Annotated in this window: 17 protein-coding genes and 2 pseudogenes; 12 read left to right on the forward strand and 7 right to left on the reverse strand. The window is 40.6% G+C overall.

The genetic code is table 11. The annotated features are described in order from the left end of the window. The first annotated feature begins 45 nt into the window (after nucleotides 1–45). From HG267_RS04285 to HG267_RS04300, 4 genes are all read left to right on the forward strand, one after another. The gene (locus HG267_RS04285; protein ID WP_045870388.1) at nucleotides 46–903 is read left to right on the forward strand and encodes a hypothetical protein; all 858 of its coding nucleotides are present in this window, start codon (nucleotides 46–48) and stop codon (nucleotides 901–903) included. A 57-nt stretch (nucleotides 904–960) separates the two neighbouring features. Then, entirely contained in the window at nucleotides 961–3,015 is a 2,055-nt protein-coding gene (locus HG267_RS04290; protein ID WP_045870389.1) for an ATP-binding protein, read from the forward strand. A gap of 23 nt (nucleotides 3,016–3,038) precedes the next feature. Then, nucleotides 3,039–5,600, forward strand: a complete 2,562-nt coding sequence (locus HG267_RS04295; protein ID WP_045870390.1) for a DNA translocase FtsK — start codon at nucleotides 3,039–3,041, stop codon at nucleotides 5,598–5,600. A gap of 184 nt (nucleotides 5,601–5,784) precedes the next feature. Beyond that, complete coding sequence (locus tag HG267_RS04300; RefSeq protein ID WP_045870391.1) at nucleotides 5,785–6,669, forward strand: ParA family protein; 885 nt, start codon at nucleotides 5,785–5,787, stop codon at nucleotides 6,667–6,669. A gap of 122 nt (nucleotides 6,670–6,791) precedes the next feature. On the opposite strand, the pseudogene HG267_RS41860 reads toward HG267_RS04300, so the two are convergent. After that, a pseudogene (locus HG267_RS41860) lies at nucleotides 6,792–6,887 on the reverse strand (zinc finger domain-containing protein); the annotation flags it as partial. Nucleotides 6,888–6,990: 103 nt separating this feature from the next. Between HG267_RS41860 and HG267_RS04310 the strand changes: the two are divergent. Continuing rightward, nucleotides 6,991–7,275, forward strand: a complete 285-nt coding sequence (locus HG267_RS04310) for a hypothetical protein (RefSeq protein WP_045870392.1) — start codon at nucleotides 6,991–6,993, stop codon at nucleotides 7,273–7,275. After that, a complete protein-coding gene (locus tag HG267_RS04315; protein WP_194007829.1) occupies nucleotides 7,272–7,724 on the forward strand; it encodes a nuclease in 453 nt (150 codons plus the stop codon). The genes HG267_RS04310 and HG267_RS04315 overlap by 4 nt, the downstream gene beginning before the upstream one ends. 292 nt (nucleotides 7,725–8,016) lie before the next feature. On the opposite strand, the gene ileS is transcribed toward HG267_RS04315, so the two are convergent. Then, on the reverse strand, nucleotides 8,017–10,899 hold the full coding sequence (ileS, locus tag HG267_RS04320) for an isoleucine--tRNA ligase (RefSeq protein ID WP_045870393.1): 2,883 nt from the start codon (nucleotides 10,897–10,899) through the stop codon (nucleotides 8,017–8,019). Between the two features lie 203 nt (nucleotides 10,900–11,102). After that, nucleotides 11,103–12,968, reverse strand: coding sequence for a S8 family serine peptidase (locus tag HG267_RS41700; RefSeq protein ID WP_052335188.1), 1,866 nt, complete (start codon nucleotides 12,966–12,968; stop codon nucleotides 11,103–11,105). A gap of 831 nt (nucleotides 12,969–13,799) precedes the next feature. On the opposite strand from HG267_RS41700, the gene HG267_RS04335 reads away from it, so the two are divergent. From HG267_RS04335 to HG267_RS04345, 3 genes are read left to right on the forward strand one after another with little or no spacing between them, the layout of a single operon-like run. Next, nucleotides 13,800–13,931 (forward strand): alpha/beta hydrolase, encoded by a 132-nt coding sequence (locus HG267_RS04335; RefSeq protein WP_155539226.1) that lies wholly within the window; start codon nucleotides 13,800–13,802, stop codon nucleotides 13,929–13,931. Between the two features lie 47 nt (nucleotides 13,932–13,978). Further along, a complete protein-coding gene (gene trpS, locus HG267_RS04340; RefSeq protein ID WP_045870394.1) occupies nucleotides 13,979–14,989 on the forward strand; it encodes a tryptophan--tRNA ligase in 1,011 nt (336 codons plus the stop codon). 59 nt (nucleotides 14,990–15,048) lie between these two features. Then, the gene (locus tag HG267_RS04345) at nucleotides 15,049–15,978 is read left to right on the forward strand and encodes a methylenetetrahydrofolate reductase (RefSeq protein WP_045870395.1); all 930 of its coding nucleotides are present in this window, start codon (nucleotides 15,049–15,051) and stop codon (nucleotides 15,976–15,978) included. An 80-nt stretch (nucleotides 15,979–16,058) separates the two neighbouring features. On the opposite strand, the gene HG267_RS04350 is transcribed toward HG267_RS04345, so the two are convergent. After that, the gene (locus HG267_RS04350) at nucleotides 16,059–16,373 is read right to left on the reverse strand and encodes a hypothetical protein (RefSeq protein ID WP_045870396.1); all 315 of its coding nucleotides are present in this window, start codon (nucleotides 16,371–16,373) and stop codon (nucleotides 16,059–16,061) included. Nucleotides 16,374–16,490: 117 nt separating this feature from the next. Between HG267_RS04350 and HG267_RS04355 the strand changes: the two genes are divergently transcribed. After that, the gene (locus HG267_RS04355) at nucleotides 16,491–16,667 is read left to right on the forward strand and encodes a DUF6888 family protein (RefSeq protein ID WP_168160972.1); all 177 of its coding nucleotides are present in this window, start codon (nucleotides 16,491–16,493) and stop codon (nucleotides 16,665–16,667) included. Continuing rightward, the gene (locus tag HG267_RS04360) at nucleotides 16,664–16,837 is read left to right on the forward strand and encodes a DUF6887 family protein (RefSeq protein ID WP_168160973.1); all 174 of its coding nucleotides are present in this window, start codon (nucleotides 16,664–16,666) and stop codon (nucleotides 16,835–16,837) included. The genes HG267_RS04355 and HG267_RS04360 overlap by 4 nt, the downstream gene beginning before the upstream one ends. Before the next feature lie 208 nt (nucleotides 16,838–17,045). Here HG267_RS04360 and HG267_RS04365 read toward each other — a convergent pair whose 3' ends face one another. Next, nucleotides 17,046–18,386 carry a serine/threonine protein kinase gene (locus HG267_RS04365; RefSeq protein WP_096621574.1) on the reverse strand — a complete coding sequence of 447 codons (1,341 nt, stop codon included), beginning with the start codon at nucleotides 18,384–18,386 and terminating at the stop codon, nucleotides 17,046–17,048. Nucleotides 18,387–18,543: 157 nt separating this feature from the next. Continuing rightward, complete coding sequence (locus tag HG267_RS04370; protein WP_045870398.1) at nucleotides 18,544–19,581, reverse strand: serine/threonine protein kinase; 1,038 nt, start codon at nucleotides 19,579–19,581, stop codon at nucleotides 18,544–18,546. 100 nt (nucleotides 19,582–19,681) lie between these two features. On the opposite strand from HG267_RS04370, the pseudogene HG267_RS04375 reads away from it, so the two are divergent. Beyond that, nucleotides 19,682–19,843 (forward strand): annotated as a pseudogene (locus HG267_RS04375) (Uma2 family endonuclease); the annotation flags it as partial. A 76-nt stretch (nucleotides 19,844–19,919) separates the two neighbouring features. On the opposite strand, the gene HG267_RS04380 reads toward HG267_RS04375, so the two are convergent. Continuing rightward, nucleotides 19,920–20,180, reverse strand: coding sequence for a hypothetical protein (locus HG267_RS04380; protein WP_045870399.1), 261 nt, complete (start codon nucleotides 20,178–20,180; stop codon nucleotides 19,920–19,922). Nucleotides 20,181–20,417: the final 237 nt, after the last annotated feature.

Consider the following 20,417-nt stretch of genomic DNA (forward strand, 5'->3'; position numbering starts at 1 on the left):
AGAGTAGTGCTTAATGCTTAATTAGATACAGGCAAGATTACTAGTATGGAAACGAACGAGTTAAAGTTTCTACTCAAGTTGTTGGGATCTCCCAATTATCGCTCTAATCTTAGCGCTAGCACCTTTGATGTTTTTAAAGGTGATAAAAACAAAATTTGTAAAAGTTTGGGCGATCGCGAACTGGTAGACTATACCCGTGAGATTGCCACAGTTAAAATTTTACCGCCAGGTCAAGCTCTGCTGAAGCTTGATCCAGCCCAAGAAGTACCCATCACAGACAAAGAACTTAAGGTACTGGACAAGATAAGTAAAGCGTCCGGGAAAATCACCCCCAGCAAAATCACCTCGCCAAAAGCAGCTGAACGAGATGTGATATTGAAAACCCTGAGTGAACGGGGATTGATTGACGCTGAATGGGGAATTAAAAAAACTAAAGCCGAAGTTTGGCTGACTGAAAGAGGAATTGAGTCTTTACGAGATGATTACAATCCTAACAAAGGCACTAACCCCGTTATCAGTTTGGAATTACTTGGTAATTACCTACGATTTTTACGAAAAACTCTGCGGGAGAAGCCAGAAGAAGTTTCTACTTCACTAACAATTGCGACAGAGTCAGCTTTTGAAACAATTAGTAATCTCAGTGATGAGGAAATTTTACAAATTATTGAAAAATTAGATAAGGAATTGGGTACAGATAATTATTTACCTATTTTCCATCTGCGACAAAAGTTACAACCTCCGCTTTCAAGGGATGAATTAGATCAAGTCCTATATCGTCTGCAAAGGAATGACCAAATTGAGTTAAGTACTTTGTTAGACCCGAAACTTTATACCCAAGAACAAGTTGATGCAGGTATTCCACAAAATGTTGGAGGTTCACTATTTTTTATCAGCATTAACTAGCAGACAATAATTAATTTTACCCACAATTCAAATTTGCTCCTTCACAATAATTTAAGTATGCCATCAATCAACGAAATTATTAAACGCGAAGTTAATCCGTTTGACCTAGTAAATTTGAGAACAGGTAATTTTTGGACAGAAAATCAAGATGCAAAGTCTGTAGTTGAGTCCATTCATCAAGAAGTTATCAGTGATATTGAAGAATTATTAGATCTAGTAGCAAGAGATCATCGTAGCCGTACTGTATTACTTATAGGTGATGCAGGTTCTGGCAAAAGTTATTTACTAGGTAGGCTAAAACTGACGTTTAATGATAGAGCTTTTTTCGCTTATATTAGTCCTTGGCCTGACAACGATTATATCTGGCGACATATTTTACGTTATACAGTTGATAGCTTAATTAAAATACCAGAAGGCCAACAAGAATCTCAATTAATCCTGTGGCTTAAAAGTTTATCTGCCTTTACTAAACTCAGTGTCAAACAGCGTATTTTTAATGCCAGTATATGGCAATTGTTACTCAATAATCGCCAAAAATTTATTAAACATCTTAAAGATACATATAAACAGGCAAGTATTTATAATCCTGATATATTTTTTGGGATTCTCTATGATTTAACTGACCCTGAACTATATACTTTAGCCTGCGAATGGTTAAGAGGAGATAGTTTAAGTGAAGAATCTATGGAGTTATTAAAAGTTAAATATTGTATTGATACTGAAGATACAGCGAAGAATATTTTAGCAAATTTTGGCAAAATCTCAACTGATACTCAACCAATAGTCTTATGTTTTGATCAAGTCGAAACTCAATCAAACTGGAATTCTAATCCTCAGCCAATATTTAATATTAATACTACTATTCACAATGATAATCTTAAAAATTTTCTCATTATTATCAGTATAGTTAAGGATGCTTGGAAACAGTGTGCTAGCCGTATTTTACAGTCGGATAAAGCTAGAATTGAACGGCTAGTAGCACTCAAGCCTATTAATCTCAACCAAGCAGAATCTCTTTGGGCTTATAGGCTACAACCATTACATCAACAAGCAGATTCAAAAACTGATTCACCTATATTTCCCCTAAATAAGCAATTGTTAGAGGACAATTTTCCTGGTGGTAAAACTCTACCGAGAAATACATTAATTCTAGGTCGGAATGAGTATCAAAAACACAAAGTTTCTCTATTAAATAAACCAGATGAAATTAGTATAGATATAATAAAAAAAACAAATGGTAATGGCACAATAATTATTACTCCGCCCAAGCCTCCGGTAGATAGGACTCAAGCAGAGTTTGAATTGTTGTGGGAGAAGGAATATAAAAAAAATCAGGAAAAAATTACTAAAATTTCCTTACTATCATCACCTGACTTAATCCAGATGATGCAAGTATCACTAGCAGCGTTACAAATACAGGAAATTAAAACTAAACTCTTAAGTGGTAGGTTTGCTAGTTTTTCGTTGAGCTATCAAAAGCCTGGTAAGCTTGAAAGGATTGGTATAGTTTGGACTGAAGAGTCACATATGACAAGCTTTTTCAATATTATGAATGCTTGTCAAAGAGTTATTCAGCAAAATTTGTGCCATACCCTTTACCTAATTCGCATTGGAGGAGTAGGAACACCGAAACTAGCTGGTAATCAAATATATCAACAGATTTTTATACATACCAACCATCATCATATTAAACCTAATTTGTCTTCTGTTCACTATTTGGCAACATACCAAAGCTTGGTTAATTCTGCACTAGCACAGGAATTAGTCATTGCAGGGAAAACTATCATTTTACAAGAATTACAAAATTTAATTCGTGAAGCAAAAATCTTAGATCAATGTATTTTATTGCAGGACTTAGGAATTGTTTCTAAACAACCCGTTAAGCCTGTAAAAGATTTAAGAAAAGTTAAAGATTTTTTATTAAATCTAGTCACAACCCAAGGCTATATGGGAGTACCTACTTTAATTTCACAAGCAGTTAGTCATTTTTCTGATATAAAAGAATCTGAAATTCAACATTTGATTGACCTATTATGCCAGGAAAAGAAAGTGAAAATTATTAACCCCAAAGCTAAGATACAAGACCGATTAATTTGTTTAATTGCATTATAAGTTTTTGAAAAAAATTTCAGTCAATGCACTACCTGACAGAAGCTGCGGAAATCCGGAAATTAATAGCTAAGTTAGCATCTACTAAAATTCTTTGGTTAGATACAGAAACTGCTGACTGGAATACTTACTATCCAAAATTATCGCTGATTCAGGTATTAACTGACCCGACAGACTCAACAGGTGTATCTGCTTATATTCTCGATGTCTTAAATAAACGTGATTTGGCTGCATATTTTGTTAACCAAATCATGAGTAATGCCAATATTGAGAAGATTTTTCACAATGCTAGCTATGACGTAAAGTATTTAGGAGGTAAGCTAGCGCAGAATGTTACCTGTACTTTACAATTAGCCAGAAAAATTACTCGTCAACGGCTGGAAGTTTCCAATTTAAAACTGAAGACTTTAGCAGCAGAACTTTGCAATTTCTCGAATGTAGATGTAGAAGAACAGGGAAGTGATTGGGGAAAGCGTCCTCTGAGCAATAAGCAGCTAAAATATGCGGCGATGGATACGGTTTATTTGGCGGCTGTGCATCGTCGCTTACTAGAAATATCTAATTCCAATGCCGTAATTAATATTTTTGATATGGGAAATAATACCTCAAAACAGCCAAAAAAAACATCAGATAATTCATCTTTAACGGTAACTAAAGTCCGTTTAGCTTTTGAGTGTCCCCGCTTATTCTATCTAAATCATACATTTGGCGATAAGGCAATATTTTTCCCACCAGATACAGTTATTGGCATTGGGAATCCATTTCATAAGTTAGCCGATAGATTTGTGAAATTAGCTGTTATTGAACCACAATTTAAAGCTTTGTTTAAATCTGAAGCAGCACAGATAAAGGTAGAGGAAGTTGCCTCACAAATGCAACAAATATTTTATCAATTAGAATTTTTTCCCTACCTACAAGAGGCAGTTGAGAAAGATGCTAGTCAGGCTCCAGCACTTTTACAAGTTTGGCAGGGATTACAAGGATTGATTAAACGCTTTGCAGAATTGTTAGTAATTAATCGGCGCTATTGTAATGCAGAAACAGTTATTAGTAATACGTTTCTCTCTGGAGAACATAGCGTTGAGCATTACTTTCAGCTACCTAATGGAACGCAGCAACTGATAAGGGGTGAATTTGATTGCTTAGTTTTTAATTTTGAGATCAATCGCCTTTGTGTAGTGGAGTTTAAAACCTATCAACCAGTAGATCCATCAGCACAATTAGCGCAGGTTTCTCTTTATAGTTATATGCTGCATCATCAGAAAAAAGTACCTGTTGACTCAGCAGTTTACTGTGTTTTACCAGAATTTAAAGAGTATCAATATTCTTGGGAACAGCTAGAAAATACTGTGCATCAGTTGATTCCCTATAAATTGCAACAAATGCAAGAATGGTTAACTTGGGAACAGTCTCACCCCAATTCACCACCAAGAACGACTCAGCCTTATTTGTGTGAAATTTGTCCCCAGCAACAAAAATGTCAGACTTTTTTTGTAGATGCAGAAGTTGATACTCCAAAACCGCCGATTGAAGAGGAGGATACATCAACGTTAGGCGATGAAATTGGTGAACAATTAGTTGTTACCTTGCAATCTTTTAAAATTAAAGTTGATTATCAAGGTGCTGCTGTGGGGCCTGCTTTTATTCGAGTAAAGCTGAAACCCCATCTAGGCGTGAGTGTCAATTCTATTCTGCGGTTGTCTAATGATTTACAAGTGCAGTTAGGTTTAGCAAATCCGCCTTTGATTGCGCCACAAGCTGGGTATGTCAGCATAGATTTACCGCGTTCAGATCGGCAAATTGCTCACTTTGAAACTTATATTCAGCCGCAACCTTTACCCGCAAATGCACCTGTAAAAATTGCAATTGGGGTGAATTTAGAAGGAGAACTCATAGAAGCTGATTTATCCGATCCGAATACCTGTCACTTTTTGGTTGGGGGTACAACTGGGAGTGGTAAAAGTGAATTTTTGCGATCGCTCCTCCTCAGCTTACTATATCGTCATTCACCGCAACACCTGAAAATTGTCCTGGTAGATCCTAAACGGGTGACGTTTCCAGAGTTTGAGCAAATGTCTTGGTCTTATTCATCTATTGTTAAGGATAGCGATCGCGCTATTGAACTAATGGATGAGTTAGTTGCAGAGATGGAGTCTCGTTACCAAAGGTTTGAGAAAGCTGCTTGTGCTGATTTGAGTAGTTATAATCAACGTTCCTCGCAATCTTTACCTCGTATTGTCTGTATTTTTGATGAATATGCAGACTTTATGGCAGAAAAAGAAATTCGCACCGCATTAGAACAAAGTATTAAAAGATTGGGCGCAAAAGCCAGGGCTGCGGGAATCCATCTAATTATTGCGACTCAACGTCCGGAAGCTGGGATTGTTACCCCTCTAATTCGCGCTAATTTACCAGGAAGAATTGCCCTCAGCACTAGAAGTGAAGCAGATTCCAAAATTATTTTAGGTGGTACATCAGCCTTAGCAGCTTACTTATTAGGAAAAGGTGATTTACTTTACCAAGTTGGGCCGCACCTACAACGGTTACAAAGTTTATTAGCAACTAAAATTCAACTACCGTTAGCCTAAAACTAATTTTTTCTTAATTGTTAGTAATGTGCTACTCACTGCTATAATTCTGACTGCCTCAATCACGGCAATATCACTGGAGTACTTTGTGTATTCCAGAAATATTAAATTTAACGACAATTTCCATATATTAGGAGGGGTGTGCGCTACCTAAATGGGGATGCGTCACCAAAGGACTTAACCGATGGGATATGTAATTGCAACTGCAAATATGAAAGGTGGTGTCGGTAAAACCACCATTACAGTCAATTTAGCTACTTGTTTGGCTAAGTATCATGGTAAGCGGGTGTTGGTTCTAGATTTAGATAGCCAAATTAGCGCCACACTCAGTTTGATGTCGCCTTTGGAATTTGCCAAGCGGCGGAAAAATAGAAAGACTTTTCGATATCTAATAGACCAAGTTATAGCACCAGAACCGGATGCTAAATTAACGATTCAAGATATCGTTCATGCCAATGTTTGTAAGTTACCTGGATTAGATTTATTACCAGGAGATATCGATTTATACGATGAATTTGTCGTTTCCGAAATGCTGCATCAACAATCGGTGGCGTTGGGTGAGCAAGATTTTGAAATGGTTTGGAATCGGTTTGAAAGGGTGTTAATTAATAACATCTTAAAGGCAGTTCGCCAAGAGTATGATTTTATTATCTTGGACTGCGCCCCTGGCTATAATCTTTTAACTCGTAGTGCTTTGGCTTGTAGTGATTTCTATATTTTACCTGCTAAACCAGAACCATTATCTGTAGTAGGTATTCAATTGTTAGAAAGACGGATTGGACAATTAAAAGATAGTCATGAACATGAAGCGAAAATCGATATAAAAATGCTGGGTATAGTATTTAGTATGTCGAGTTCAAATCTTCTAACTAGCAGATACTACAAACAAGTAATGCATCGCGTTGTTGAAGATTTTGGTGTAGAAAAAATTTGTAAAAATCAAATTCCAGTAGATGTGAATGTGGCTAAGGCTGTTGATAGCTTTATGCCGGCTGTTTTAATGAGTCCGCAATCTCCTGGTTCTAAGGCATTTTTACAGTTAACTCAGGAGTTGTTGCAGAAGTTATAGGGGATTGGGGATTGGGAGATGAGGGGGATGAGGGGGATGAGGGGGATGAGGTAGATGAGGAGGAAAGAAGATAAATCCCCATTACCAATGTGACCAATTACCAATTACCCCATCCCCAATACTTAAAATGTACCTGCTAGTGCTGAAACGCAACGTTCGCAGAGTAGGGGATGTGCTGTTGATTCTCCTACGTGGATTGAGTAGTTCCAGCAGCGATCGCCTGCCCTCATGCGGCTAAACTGAGGTTGTGTATTGCGTAGGTTATCTGCATTTTTCTGGTTTGGTAGGTTTAATATATAAAGTGTCACCTACAACAGACTTATGACATTAAATTTAAACTTACCACCAGAATTAGAGCAGTATATTACACTGCAAGCTCAACAGCAAGGGCTTTCTATTGAGACATATACATTGCAGATTTTAAAAGAACATATTCTGCCAAAAGAAAACCAGTCTAAGTTGGTAAATCTGCTTCAATCTTGGATGGATGAAGATGATACCGATGAGCAGCAAGAAACCGGAGAATATTTAATTCAGGCCTTAGATGAAGATAGATTATCTGAGCGTAAATTATTCCCCGTTGAGTTAAAAGGTGTAACTTGGTGAGTCGCGTTATCCTGTTGGATGCTGGCCCTATAGGTTTAGTTACAAACCCAAATCGCTCACATGAAAGCCTTGCTTGTGCCCAATGGTTGCAAATACTCGTTTCTTCTAGTAATCGAGTGATCATTCCTGAAATTGCTGATTATGAAGTGCGGCGAGAGTTATTAAGAGCAAATAAAGTTAAAGGTATTACTCGTTTAGATGAATTAGCTCAGTTATTAGAATATTTACCCATCACAACAGTCGCCATGAGGCAAGCTGCAATCTTTTGGGCGCAGGCTCGTCAACAAGGGCAACCAACAGCTGGTGATAAAACTATTGACGGTGACATAATTTTAGTAGCTCAAGCTGTCACCCTTGCCATTCCAAATATAGTTATTGCCACTACTAATGTTGGTCACTTATCGAGGTTTGTGGCGGCTGACTTGTGGCGCAACATTCAAACAATTTAATGGAAATACCAGCGAATTGCATAAAATCTATAGGTATTTTATGCAGTGATTGATCGCGCTGGGCTAGTTGCTGCAAAATGAGTTGAGCTGATCGCATTCTGTTCAGCTTCAGGTAGCTGTGAGACCACAGCAAATGCTTCTTGTAAGAGATTAGTCATCAAATTCCTCGCGCCGTGGAAACCCCTACATTATTCATTTTAGGGGATTGGGGGATGGGGATGAGGGAGATGAGGGGATAGGAGATTAATTCCCATTACCTATTACCAATTACCCATTACCCTATCCCCAATCCCTAAAACTCTCCGGCTAAAGCGGAAACGCAACGTTCGCAGAGTAGGGGATGTTCTTTTGATTCTCCCACGTGGATTGAGTAGTTCCAGCAGCGATCGCATTTTTCGCCGTCTGCATTTACTACTGCAATTGTCCAGTCTTCAGTTTGCGCGGTATATTTCAATCCTTGCAGTTTCTCGGCGGAATCTAATAATTCCACTTGCGAAGTCAGCAACAAGTACCGCAGTTCGTCGATACCGTTACCGCTAGCAGGGTTGAAAGCTTTGATTGCATCGCCTAACTGTTTGTCAGGGATGTGAATTAAAGCTTTCGCTTCTAGGGAAGAACCGATGAGTTTTTCTATTCTCGCTAGTTCTAACACCTTGTTAACATCGGTGCGGAGTTGTCGTAATGTTTGCCACAAATCGCCTAATTGGGGATTTAGCCATGCTTCTTCTACTTGCACCCAACCAGCTTCAAATACTGATTTGTAAGGTGTTTTGTAGGGGAGATGTTGCCAAATATCTTCCGCAGTGTGACATAACACGGGGGCGATCGCACGTGCTAAATTCTCTAAAGCTATCTTTAGTACTGTTTGACAACTGCGACGGCGGAAAGCGTTAGGGGCGCTGATGTACAGTCTATCTTTGGCTACATCCAAATAAAAGTTGGATAAATCCACAACGCAGAAATTCTGCACTGTTTGGAAGAAGCGGAAGAATTGGAAACTGTCGAAGGCTTCTGTGACTTCCTGAAATACTTCGGTGATGCGATGCAGCATATAGCGGTCGAGTTCGGGTAACTCCGCTAAAGGAATTGCATCTTTTTCGGGGTCGAAATCATGCAAGCTACCCAGTAAGAATCGCGCTGTATTGCGAATTTTACCTCGGACATCGTTGAGCTGCTTGATGATGTTGCCACCCAGACGCACATCGGAGGTGTAATCTACCGACGACACCCACAACCGCAACACGTCAGCACCGTAAGGGGGTTCTTTTTTCTGGTCTTTACCACCTGCAATCATCACCTGCGGATCAACTACATTCCCCACAGATTTACTCATCTTCCGACCTTGTTCATCTAGTACAAAGCCGTGAGTTAGCACAGTTTTGTAAGGTGCAATGCCATTCACCGCTACACTGGTGAGCAAACTTGACTGGAACCAGCCGCGATGTTGGTCGGAACCTTCCAAATACATATCTGCGGGGTAACGCAACTCTGGACGCTGTTTTGCAACAGCAGCCCAAGATGAACCAGAATCAAACCAGACATCCATTGTGTCTGTACCTCTGCGGTAGGAACGGCCATTACTCCGGTATGGTTCGGGTAATAATTCCTCTATGGGAAGTTCCCACCAAGCATCGGAACCTTTTTCGGCGATGATGGCTTGGATGTGGTTGATGGTTTCTTCATTTAGCAGGGGTTCGCCAGTTTCTTCATCGTAGAATACGGGAATGGGCACACCCCAAGAACGCTGACGGGAGATACACCAATCAGAACGTTCCGCTACCATTGGCGTAATGCGATTTTCCCCTTGGGCTGGAATCCATTGTACCGAAGCGATCGCTTTTAATGCTGCTTCTCTAAATCCTTCTACGGAAGCAAACCATTGTTCGGTAGCGCGGAAAATTGTCGGTTTCTTTGTCCGCCAGTCGTAGGGATATTTGTGTGCGTAAGCTTCTTCCTTCAATAAGGAACCCGCCGCCGTTAATGCATCAATTACCGCCTGATTGCCATCACCCAATACATTCAACCCAGCAAATTGTCCGGCTTCTGGGCTAAAGTTACCGTTATCATCCACTGGCGCGAGGATAGGTAAACCATAGCGTTGACCAACTATGTAGTCTTCTTGACCATGACCAGGGGCAGTGTGAACTAAACCTGTACCAGACTCAGTGGTAATATAATCGCCACCAACTACAACTGGACTTTCACGGTCAAATAAGGGATGACGGTAAGTGATATGTTCTAAATCTTTCCCTTTGAATGTGGCTTTTACGGTTAACTCAAGTCCCAAAGTGGCAGCTAAACGTTCCGCCAAATCAGCCGCAACTATCAGATACTTAAATCCAGTTTGGGTTTCTGCATCTTTGCGGGAAACTTCCACCACAGCATAGTTGAGGTCTGCATTCACAGCCACAGCCAAGTTACCTGGAATTGTCCAAGGTGTGGTTGTCCAAACAGCGACACCCAAATCTGGCAGATATTCACCTAATAGCGATTTTGCAGCTTCCGAAAGACTTGTAACAGGAAAAGCTGCATAGATACTCCGGGAAGTGTGACCTTCTGGGTATTCCAACTCAGCTTCAGCCAAAGCAGTCTTAGAACTGGGACTCCAGTGAACAGGCTTTAAACCGCGATAGATATATCCTTTTAAGAACATCTGCCCGAATACACCAATTTGAGCAGCTTCATACTCTGGCTTTAAAGTCAAATAAGGATCTTCCCAATCGCCCCAAACACCATAGCGTTTAAAACTTTGGCGTTGGTCATTGACTGTTTCTAAAGCAAATTGTTTTGCTTTCTGCCGCAGTTGTAAAGGCGTGAGGTTTTGCCGTTCTGCTGACTTCATATTCTGCAAAACTTTCAGTTCAATGGGCAAGCCGTGGCAGTCCCAACCCGGCACATAACGAACCTTACGCCCCCGTAGCAGTTGGTAGCGATTAATAATATCTTTGAGAATTTTATTTAAGGCATGACCAATATGAAGCGAGCCATTTGCGTAGGGAGGCCCATCATGTAGTATAAATAATTCGCCAGGGTTGTTTTGCGACAGGCGATCGTAAATGTTATTTTCTTCCCAAAATTTTTGAATTTCCGGCTCACGCTTGAGCGCGTTCGCTCGCATATCAAAACTAGTCTTGGGTAGGTTTACAGTATCTTTGTAGCTTCCAGTTTCTGTCACAGTCTCATGCCTAAGATTTATTTGTGCAGGTTTTATAAATTATAGAAGATGGCATGAAGACCAAAATTAGCAATTTCCCTACTATTGACATGTGGATGTCTGAAATCAGGTAGTTGCTTGGTAATTGGTAATGGGGAAGAAATTCTCTTGTACTGTTTCCTTAAGAAACACGATAGAAACCAGTTTCTTAAGGAAACGCTGGCTTAGAAAGTAATATCCTGCTCAATATTAAACATAGAATCAGTATTTAGAGTAGCAAATTGAACATTATTAAAGCTCAAAGCACCTGTAATATTGTTATAGCTGAACAGGCTTAGGTCAGTGCCAAAGCTAGCACCAATTTGAATTTTATCTCCTTCTGAACTAGAAAAGTCTGCGATCGCATCTTTCTTATCTGCCAGAGAATCAAAGACAAAGATATCTGCTCCCAAACCACCTGTAAGGGTGTCATTACCCAGTCCACCTATTAAGACATCTCTATCATCACCGCCTATTAAGACATCTTTGCCATTACCGCCGATGAGAGTGTCATTGCCAGCACCACCATAGAGGGTATCGTTATTGGAACCACCATTGAGGATGTCATCGCCAGCATCACCATAAAGTTTGTCATTGCCAGCATCACCATTGAGGTTGTCATTACCATCCGCACCATAGAGTCTGTCACCACCAGCGCCGCCATTGGCTGTATCATCACCAGCACCACCTGTGATGGTGTCATTACCATTTTCGCCATTCAGAACGTCGTTACCATCGCCGCCATCAATGGAGTCATTACCATCATTACCAGAAATAGTATCGTTGCCTAAACCACCAGTGAGGCTATCATTATCGACAGTGCCATAGATAGTCTGATTCTCAGCATTGTTAGAGATATTGTCACTATCACTACTACCGCTAGCATCATCAGAATTTTCGGCTGGAGTCGCAACTGGCTCTGCAGCAGGTGTATCAATTTCGCTATTGGTTACACTAGCTGCTTGAGGAGCTGTTGTTGACAAAAATTGCGTTAATTTAGACAAATCTAAGTATCCACCAGTAGCCACCTTGCCTTGCAAAGTCGAGACTTGCTTAACGCTGGCAAGTATGTCACGTTTGAGTTCTGATACTGTGAGCTTGGGGTTAGCCGCCAAAAGTAAAGCCGCAGCACCAGTCACATAGGGGACAGCCATTGAGGTGCCACCCCATGTAGCATATCTACTATCAGCGAAGGTACTATAAATATTTTTCCCAGGTGCAGCTATATCTACGGTTGTAGCACCATAACTGGAGGAACTAGTGCTGGAGAAAACAGCCAGATTTTCAGTTTCATCAATAGCTGCAACAGTAATGATATTAGGCAAATCGTAGTTGGCTGGATAGTACGGATTCACATCATTATTGAGACCATTATTACCAGCTGAAGCTATAACTAAAACACCGTTATCATTTGCAAACTTCAGAGCGTTATATTGTGCTTGGTCAAAAGAAGTGGAGCCTAAACTGAGGTTAATAATTTTAGCGCCATTCTTTACAGCATATTCAATGCCGGCGGGAACATCCCACAAATACCCCACTGAATCACTGGTGCGGAAATGCTTTGTGACCATAATGGAAACATTGGGGCTGACTCCAATAGTGCCTAGGTTGTTGTTTCCTACAGCACCTAGAATACCTGCTACGTGAGTGCCATGACCGCGACTACTTTTGGTGGTGGAATTTTCGTTTGGATCGCTGTCGTTATCGCCAAAGTCCCAACCATGAATGTCATCAATATAGCCGTTGCCATCATCATCAATGCCATTACCAGAGATTTCTTTGGTATTTGTCCAAATATTCGCAGCTAAGTCAGGGTGGTTGTAATCAACACCAGTATCAACAACAGCTACAACTACACTTTTACTACCTTGAGTATAATTCCAAGCTGCGGATGCATTTATCTTCTCTAAACCCCACTGACGGTTATAAGAAGGATCATTTGGCCTTATCGCATCTGGGTTAATTCCCTCTTCCTTTGCTTCAGTCTCTATCTGGTTGCTGACGACATCATCTTTCGTAGTTGACGAAGCATTATTATCTATATTTTCCATTTACTGAAAAGCACCTCCAAGAGAGTCATTAATGACTAGAGAACAACAAATATTTTTTCTTAAAAAAGAAAATTATCGAGAACGATTTACAGAATATAGATGCCAGTAAAAATATTGTGAGGAAATTCCTCATTAACTTAGAAATTATTTCCAAGTCACCCCGTTAATAATCAATAAGTTGGTAATTTCACCCTGTATACTCTGATCCCGGCCAAATTATATTAGCTGGATTTTCTGAGAGTATTATGAAGTTTCTATGAAATTATGTCGAGACAATACCATGTATTGTAAAACACGTCAATTCCAAGGATATACATCTGTAAGATAGTTTAATGATAGACACAATAGGTTACAAGCTATAGCTTATATCAAATAAGTAATCAAAATAAACATCAGTATAAAATTTTTCAGAAAAAAATATTTCATAGGTAAGCTAGCTAAAAAATAGATGTATTTACCCTGTAGCGATCGCCTAAAAAAGACCAATTTTTATAATTGGCTGTCAAATTTTCTCTTCATTGATAGAAGTCTAAATATACATGAAGATATAAAGCAGGAATATTCATGCTTGCTGGTAAGCGATCGCCTTTCAATAGCTGAGAGCAAAATGCTAATAAAGTCAATATATTTAGTTGGCAGAAAGAAAGAACCAAAAAGACAACTCTTGCCTTATAATTTCTAGTCAAATAAATTAGATTCTCTAAAATTAGAACCTTTAAGCAGAATTTTAACCTTCGCTGAACTAAGCATTAATAATTTTATTGATTAAGTCGCTAGATATTTGCTGTGTAGTTAAAGAGGCAGGGGGCAGGGAGCAGGGAGCAGGGGAATATGAGGGAAAAAGTAATTACCCATTACCCATTACTCATTCCCCATTACTCATTACCCATTACCCATTACCCATTACCCAATGCCCCATGCCCATTGCATCTAGAAAATGTCAAAATTGAATGTGTTTTGTAACCGTCGCTGGACATAGGGCGGATTTGAGATAACTAAACTGGAAACTTATGGGCAAGCAGCGCGTTCTGTCGGGAGTTCAACCAACCGGAAATTTGCATTTAGGCAACTATTTGGGAGCAATTCGTAATTGGGTAGAAGCCCAGAGTGATTACGACAATTACCTTTTCGTCGCTGATTTGCACGCAATCACTGTGCCACACGAACCCAAGGAGTTGGCATCTAATACCTATACTCTCGTGGCTCTCTATTTAGCTTGTGGTCTAGATTTAAATCATTCCACTATCTTTGTACAGTCTCACGTCTCGGCACACAGCGAACTTACCTGGTTGCTCAACTGCATTACACCCCTCAACTGGCTGCAAGATATGATCCAGTTTAAGGAAAAGGCTGTAAAACAAGGAGAAAACGTTGGTGTCGGCTTGTTGGATTACCCAGTGCTGATGTCTGCTGATATTTTACTGTACCAAGCAGATTTTGTACCTGTGGGTGAAGACCAAAAGCAACATTTAGAATTGACGCGGGATATTGTGAATCGCTTTAATCACTTATTTGCCACACCGGATCAGCCCGTGTTAAAGCTACCAGCACCTTTGATTCGCAAAGAAGGTGCAAGGGTGATGAGTTTGACCGACGGTACCCGTAAAATGTCCAAGTCCGACCCATCGGAATTAAGCCGAATTAACTTGTTAGATACACCAGAGCAAATCGCCAATAAAATTAAGCGTTGTAAAACCGATCCAGTTCGGGGCTTAACTTTTGACGATCCAGAGCGTCCAGAGTGTAATAACTTGTTAACTCTATATATGCTGTTGGCTGGTAAAAATAAAGCAGAGGTAGCAGCAGAATGCGAAAATATGGGTTGGGGACAATTTAAGCCCTTATTAACGGAAACAGCGATCGCAGCTCTCAAACCGATTCAAGAGAAATATCAAGCAGTAATGGCAGACAAAGGCTATTTAGAGTCTGTGTTGCGAGATGGCCGCCAAAAAGCCCAAGCAGTTGCCAACCAAACCTTAGCAGAAGTCAAAGCAGCTTTAGGCTATTCTGTTCCTCTCTAAAGATTTCACTTTTAGGTGTAATTTGCTTTACCCTGTAAGAAAATTGAAATCTGAATGTTATGCCTGATACCCAGATTCCGACAGTCTTGAATGCCTTCCGCAGCGCCGCGCAAGCAGGCGAATTTTTAATAACTGCTGAAGTAGCACCTCCTAAAGGTGGAGATCCAAAACATATGCTTGATATGGCGGCGACCCTTAAGGGGAGGGTTCATGCCGTCAATGTTACCGATGGTAGCCGCGCAGTATTACGGATGTCTTCGTTAGTGGCATCAGCAATTTTGTTACAACATGGCATTGAACCAATTTGTCAGATTGCTTGCCGCGATCGCAACCGGATTGGTTTACAAGCTGATCTGATGGGCACTCATGCCTTGGGTATCCGTAACATCTTAGCTCTCACGGGTGACCCAGTCAAAGCAGGCGATCACCCCGATGCTAAGGGTGTATTTGATTTAGAAGCTGTCCGCCTGCTGCAATTAATTCGCAACCTCAATCAAGGTGTGGACAGTAACGAGCAACCCTTGAGTGATGGCGCACTCGATTTATTTGTTGGTGCAGCAGTCGATCCACAATGTGCGAGTTGGTCAGGCTTGCAAAGTCGCTTTGAACGAAAATTACAAGCAGGAGCGCAATTTTTCCAAAGTCAATTAATTACCGACTTTGAGCGGCTAGAGAAATTTATGGACAAAATTGCTGCAGGTTGTAATAAACCAATTTTGGCAGGTATTTTTCTGTTGAAATCTGCAAAAAATGCCCAATTTATTAATAGGTGCGTTCCTGGTGTAAATATACCGCAGCACATAATTGATCGGTTAGCTAAAGCTAAACACCCACTAGAGGAAGGTGTAAAAATTGCCGCCGAGCAAGTGCAGATAGCACAGCAATTATGCCAAGGTGTCCACATGATGGCTGTGAAGCGAGAAGACTTAATTCCGCAGATTTTAGATTTAGCAGGAGTTAAGCCAATGAATTTGGTATTAACTAAGTAAACAGCAAAGGCGATCGCATTTTTTACCTGATGACAAAGCAGAGAAAGTGCGATCGCCTCTCTTCTTATTGAATTGCTAAACTAAAGAACAACCCTTACCCCTGCAAAGGTAGTATTCTGACCACAAAATAGGGTTTTCAGCTTCGCAATTGCTATTTCCGACACTACAATTGCCATTTCGGACACTACATTTGCTGTTTCGCACACTACAATTGCCATTTCGGACACTACAATTGCTGCTTCGGATACTACAATTGCTATTTCGGACACTACAATTGCTGCTTCGGATACTACAATTGCTGCTTCGGATACTACAATTGCTGCTTCGGACACTACAATTGCTGCTTCGGACACTACAATTGCTGCTTCGGACACTACAATTGCTGCTTCGGACACTACAATTGCCAAAAACGTTCAAAAACCAGTCTTGAAAAACGGGGGTATACAAGGAAGTTAGCCAAAAAGTAAAAAATTTTTAATATTAGTAAAAAAGGAAAAAGTAAACACTAACTAATGGAACCGACCATAGAACAACTCAAAGCATTCTTTGATTTCTGCATTCGCACTAGCAATCTGTTACAGAACATAGAGTTAGTTCGGTACGATAGAAGAAACAATAGAATAGCTGTTTTAGTAGGCGAAACAATTGAAGTAGAGATTCTGAGTAGTGGAGAAGTATTAATAAGATGAGTGATTATCTAAATTTGTCCTATAAAGAACTAAAAGAATATATCAAAACCCATCCACAAGATGAAGAAGCTTTCCAACACTTTCTAACATTGATGAGAGCGAAGCCGGGAGTAGTAGTAAGCGGTGGTGAACAAATAGAGGCAGAGCTTAGAAAAAGACTAGCCTCGTAACCAAAAATCATCTAGGAATATCACCAATTTTCCTAGATGATTAATAGGGACGTTTTAAAACTATCATGACTTTTAACGCATACTCAACACTATAATCAACCGATGAAAGGTGCGTAGACGTGCAGTGGCTTGTCCTTAGACATCGTTTCTCCACTGGATACAACAGCTACAAAATCTTTTGTCATTTAGCTTTTAAAGCTTGAGTAAGCTATGTACCTATATTAAAAATCCTATGTTCTAACCAGCCCAAACCCAAGCCTAGAGTAGAAGTGCTAGCTAAAATTAGAATAGTATGAAATCTGCTAAAAGATTCTAGTAATTTTATTACAGCCACAGCCACAACCACAACCACAGCCAAAGCCACAGCCAAAGCCACAGCCCAAGCCCCAGCCCCAGCCCTAGCCACACCCACAGCCACAGCCACAGCCACAGCCCCAGCCAAAGCCACAGCCATAGCCACAGTCACATCCCAAGTCCCAGCCCCAGCCCAAGCCACAGCCACAGCCACAGCCACAGCCACAGCCCAAATTATGTACGGAGCGTTAGACGCTGCTAACAAGTAGCCTATCGGTAGGTAGCTTAATAATACACCTATTAACCAGCCCCAAGGAATAATTCTAGTTAGTTTCGTAGCTCGTTTATCTGGAGTAGCCTTTGACTTTAGCGGAGTTTTGAAATGAGGAACTTCTGTTCTATAAACTGGTTCAACTCGCGGTGTAGGTATAGCTTTTGATGCTTTTAGCATTGCCAACCATGCCTGCATCGACTGAGGACGGTCTTTTGCCTCTAGCGCCATGCCTTTGAGAATTACCTGATTTAATCGGTCACTAATGTTTGAAACAATTTGTTGAGGTGGGGTCAGAGAAACATCATCAAGCTTGCGAGCTAGAGAAGGTGTGGGGCGTTGACCTGTCACTGCATAATAAAGTGTAGCAGCCAAACAATAAACATCTACTGTTGGCTCTCGACTGCCGCTGCTCATCTGTTCATAGGGCGCAAAGGCTTGATTACCATCCTTGTTAATTGAACTGATAGTTGAGGGAATTACTGATTTAGCAATCCCAAAGTCAATTAAAACCGCTTTACCATTTCTCCGCACCATGATGTTTCCAGGGTGGGCATCTCTATGTACTAAACCTGCTTGATGCACTACCCTCAAAGCTTCCCCAATCTGGCGGATGCAGGGTAGAATCTCCGCTTCTGGTAAAGCCCCCTTACGCCTCACCGCCTCAAATAAATTTTCTCCCTCAACAAAGTCCATTACCAAACAGTGGGTAGCACCTTCCTGAAACAAATCAATTACTCCCACAATATGAGGATGGGGGTCTTGAGATAAACGTGCAAGTATCCGCCCTTCTTGAATAAATCTCTCTATATACTTGTCATACTCTGGATCGTGGCTGAGGTATTCATTAGGTGTTTTAATTACAACTGTCTGTTTTAGTTCAACATGCAAAGCCTTATAGGTAATTCCGAATCCACCCTGTCCCAAAACTTGCTCAATTACATATTTGCCACTTTGCAATTGTTGTCCTGCTATCCAGGGCATGAATACCTCTAAATAATTCGTAATTCGTAATTTGTAATTCGTAGTTAAAACAGTTTAAAAAAGCTGTAAATGGGTGTTTTATATGACTTAACAGTATTTCACAAAAAATACATTTTTGGAGAATTTTTTACCATACACAATGAAAGTCTAGCTAATTCTACGGTGTTTTGCTAGATGAAGGGCTGGGATACACTGAAGCTGGGCTAGAAGGCGGAGAAGGTTTTAATTTATCCATCACAGCCCCCATTCCTGCAAGTAAAGTACCAATAGCTGCGATCGCAGCTATCACAACTCCCCACAACTGGATGTTTCGCTCCCAAGATGGTTTTGTCTTAGGCGGTACAGTTGGCTTAGGCTGAGAAGTTTCCCCAGTCAACCCCAAAGAATCGAGCCATTCGCGCATTGATTGCGATCGCTGTTTGGGATCTAGCTTCATCCCTGTTAAAATTGCTCGATTGGTGCGATCGCTAATCTCAGGATTAAGGTCTTTAGGAGCAACTAAACGAGCATTATCTATCTTGCGTTTCAACGCACTAACTGGTGTTTTTCCAGTAATCAGTACATACAGAGTTGCTGCCAATGAATAAATATCACTATAAGCCCCAGTTGGTTTAGTATATTGGGCGTAAAGTTCAGGTGGTGTAAATCCTTCAGAAGTTTCTTTAGTTCGGTTTGTGGTTAAGATATGGTCAAAATCGAGAGCTAAACCAAAATCGATAAGTACCGCTTCTGCTTGTCCATTTCGCACCCGCAAAAATATATTTCCTGGGTGTACATCTCGGTGAATCAACCGATTTTCATGTACTACTATCAAAGCTTCGCCAATTTGTTGGATGTAGCGTAGTGCCTCTGTTTCTGCAAGTATAGGTTGGCGACGGTCAGCTAAACTTACGCCATCTACATATTCCATTACCAGACACCAATGCTCTTTTTCCTTAAAAGGTTCCGCAACCTGCACAATATGCTCATGGCGACAACGACTTAGTTTTACAGCTTCCTGCCAAAACATTGTTTCCAGTCGTGCGCGATCCTCTGGACTTAGGGAATTGAGCAAGCTATCGTTTAAAGTTTTAATGACTAAGCGATCGCCATTTTTATTTTTTACCAAATAAGTGATGCCAAAGCGTCCCCTTCCCAATTCCCTTTCAACAGTGTATTTACCACCTTGCAATTGCTCGCCAGCTACCCAAGCCATCGTTGCAACTCCCAAAATACATAGATTAATTTTCACACACCAGACTCTTGAAAACTTGAGTTAGTTTCTTCAAAGGAGTGCATAGACGCAAAGTGGTGAGGTGGGATTAGAGTTAGGTATATGGCAGGGAGAATATCAGAATCTAGAATTACCTTGGCTGCGCTGGTGGGATGAGCAAGGGAATTTGTTGTTGACTGGGGAGGAAAGAGCCGATCGCCTAACTGCTCAATTGCGTGCTTTGGGTGTTGATCCAGAAGTATAATCTGGTTAGTGCGATTACTTGGTACTGAATACCTTGAAAAGCCGTGATGAGAACCCCAGAGTCGATGTAGGTTTTCTTACGACTCACGGTATCCACCCCGACGTTCAGTCAGCTCTTGTTCAATTTCTGCTTCGTTGAGTAATTGTATTCCAGAGGCGATCGCTCTATTACGAATTTCCCATAGTTTTTTAGCTAAGGGCGTTTGTGGAATATATTCGGTAATAATTGCTGTTGCATCTGGTTCAGATTTCAGTGCTTCCACAAACTCTAAAACCTTTTGCTGCTTTTCGGGTGTAAGTTCTCGCCAGCCGTCAAGTAATTGTTCTTCTTTACCCATAATCCACCTCGTTATAGAGTAATGGTTTTATTTTTACTCATTTTTTCAATGCCAATACTTTTACAGAATTGATCGCCAATTGTCGCGTCAGGAAGATGCGATCGCATCATCAAGTTAATAATGTAATTAGCTGTAAGGCTATGGAGTCAAATTCCACCCAAAGCTAGCTCGATTTTAGCCTTTAAGTAGAGACGCGATTAATCGCGTCTCTGCAACCCTGGACTCTTCACCTAAGCT

It is taken from the genome of Tolypothrix sp. PCC 7601 (assembly GCF_025677855.1).
In the GTDB taxonomy this organism is placed as follows: domain Bacteria; phylum Cyanobacteriota; class Cyanobacteriia; order Cyanobacteriales; family Nostocaceae; genus Aulosira; species Aulosira diplosiphon.

What these genes read in the sequence shown, in the direction of transcription:
- HG267_RS04285 (WP_045870388.1), top strand. Translation starts at nt 46, where the DNA reads ATGGAAACGAACGAGTTAAAGTTTCTACTCAAGTTGTTGGGATCTCCC.
- HG267_RS04290 (WP_045870389.1), top strand. Translation starts at nt 961, where the DNA reads ATGCCATCAATCAACGAAATTATTAAACGCGAAGTTAATCCGTTTGAC.
- HG267_RS04295 (WP_045870390.1), top strand. Translation starts at nt 3,039, where the DNA reads ATGCACTACCTGACAGAAGCTGCGGAAATCCGGAAATTAATAGCTAAG.
- HG267_RS04300 (WP_045870391.1), top strand. Translation starts at nt 5,785, where the DNA reads ATGGGATATGTAATTGCAACTGCAAATATGAAAGGTGGTGTCGGTAAA.
- HG267_RS04310 (WP_045870392.1), top strand. Translation starts at nt 6,991, where the DNA reads ATGACATTAAATTTAAACTTACCACCAGAATTAGAGCAGTATATTACA.
- HG267_RS41700 (WP_052335188.1), bottom strand. Translation starts at nt 12,968, where the DNA reads ATGGAAAATATAGATAATAATGCTTCGTCAACTACGAAAGATGATGTC.
- HG267_RS04335 (WP_155539226.1), top strand. Translation starts at nt 13,800, where the DNA reads ATGAGGGAAAAAGTAATTACCCATTACCCATTACTCATTCCCCATTAC.
- trpS (WP_045870394.1), top strand. Translation starts at nt 13,979, where the DNA reads ATGGGCAAGCAGCGCGTTCTGTCGGGAGTTCAACCAACCGGAAATTTG.
- HG267_RS04345 (WP_045870395.1), top strand. Translation starts at nt 15,049, where the DNA reads ATGCCTGATACCCAGATTCCGACAGTCTTGAATGCCTTCCGCAGCGCC.
- HG267_RS04355 (WP_168160972.1), top strand. Translation starts at nt 16,491, where the DNA reads ATGGAACCGACCATAGAACAACTCAAAGCATTCTTTGATTTCTGCATT.
- HG267_RS04360 (WP_168160973.1), top strand. Translation starts at nt 16,664, where the DNA reads ATGAGTGATTATCTAAATTTGTCCTATAAAGAACTAAAAGAATATATC.
- HG267_RS04365 (WP_096621574.1), bottom strand. Translation starts at nt 18,386, where the DNA reads ATGCCCTGGATAGCAGGACAACAATTGCAAAGTGGCAAATATGTAATT.
- HG267_RS04370 (WP_045870398.1), bottom strand. Translation starts at nt 19,581, where the DNA reads ATGGCTTGGGTAGCTGGCGAGCAATTGCAAGGTGGTAAATACACTGTT.
- HG267_RS04380 (WP_045870399.1), bottom strand. Translation starts at nt 20,180, where the DNA reads ATGGGTAAAGAAGAACAATTACTTGACGGCTGGCGAGAACTTACACCC.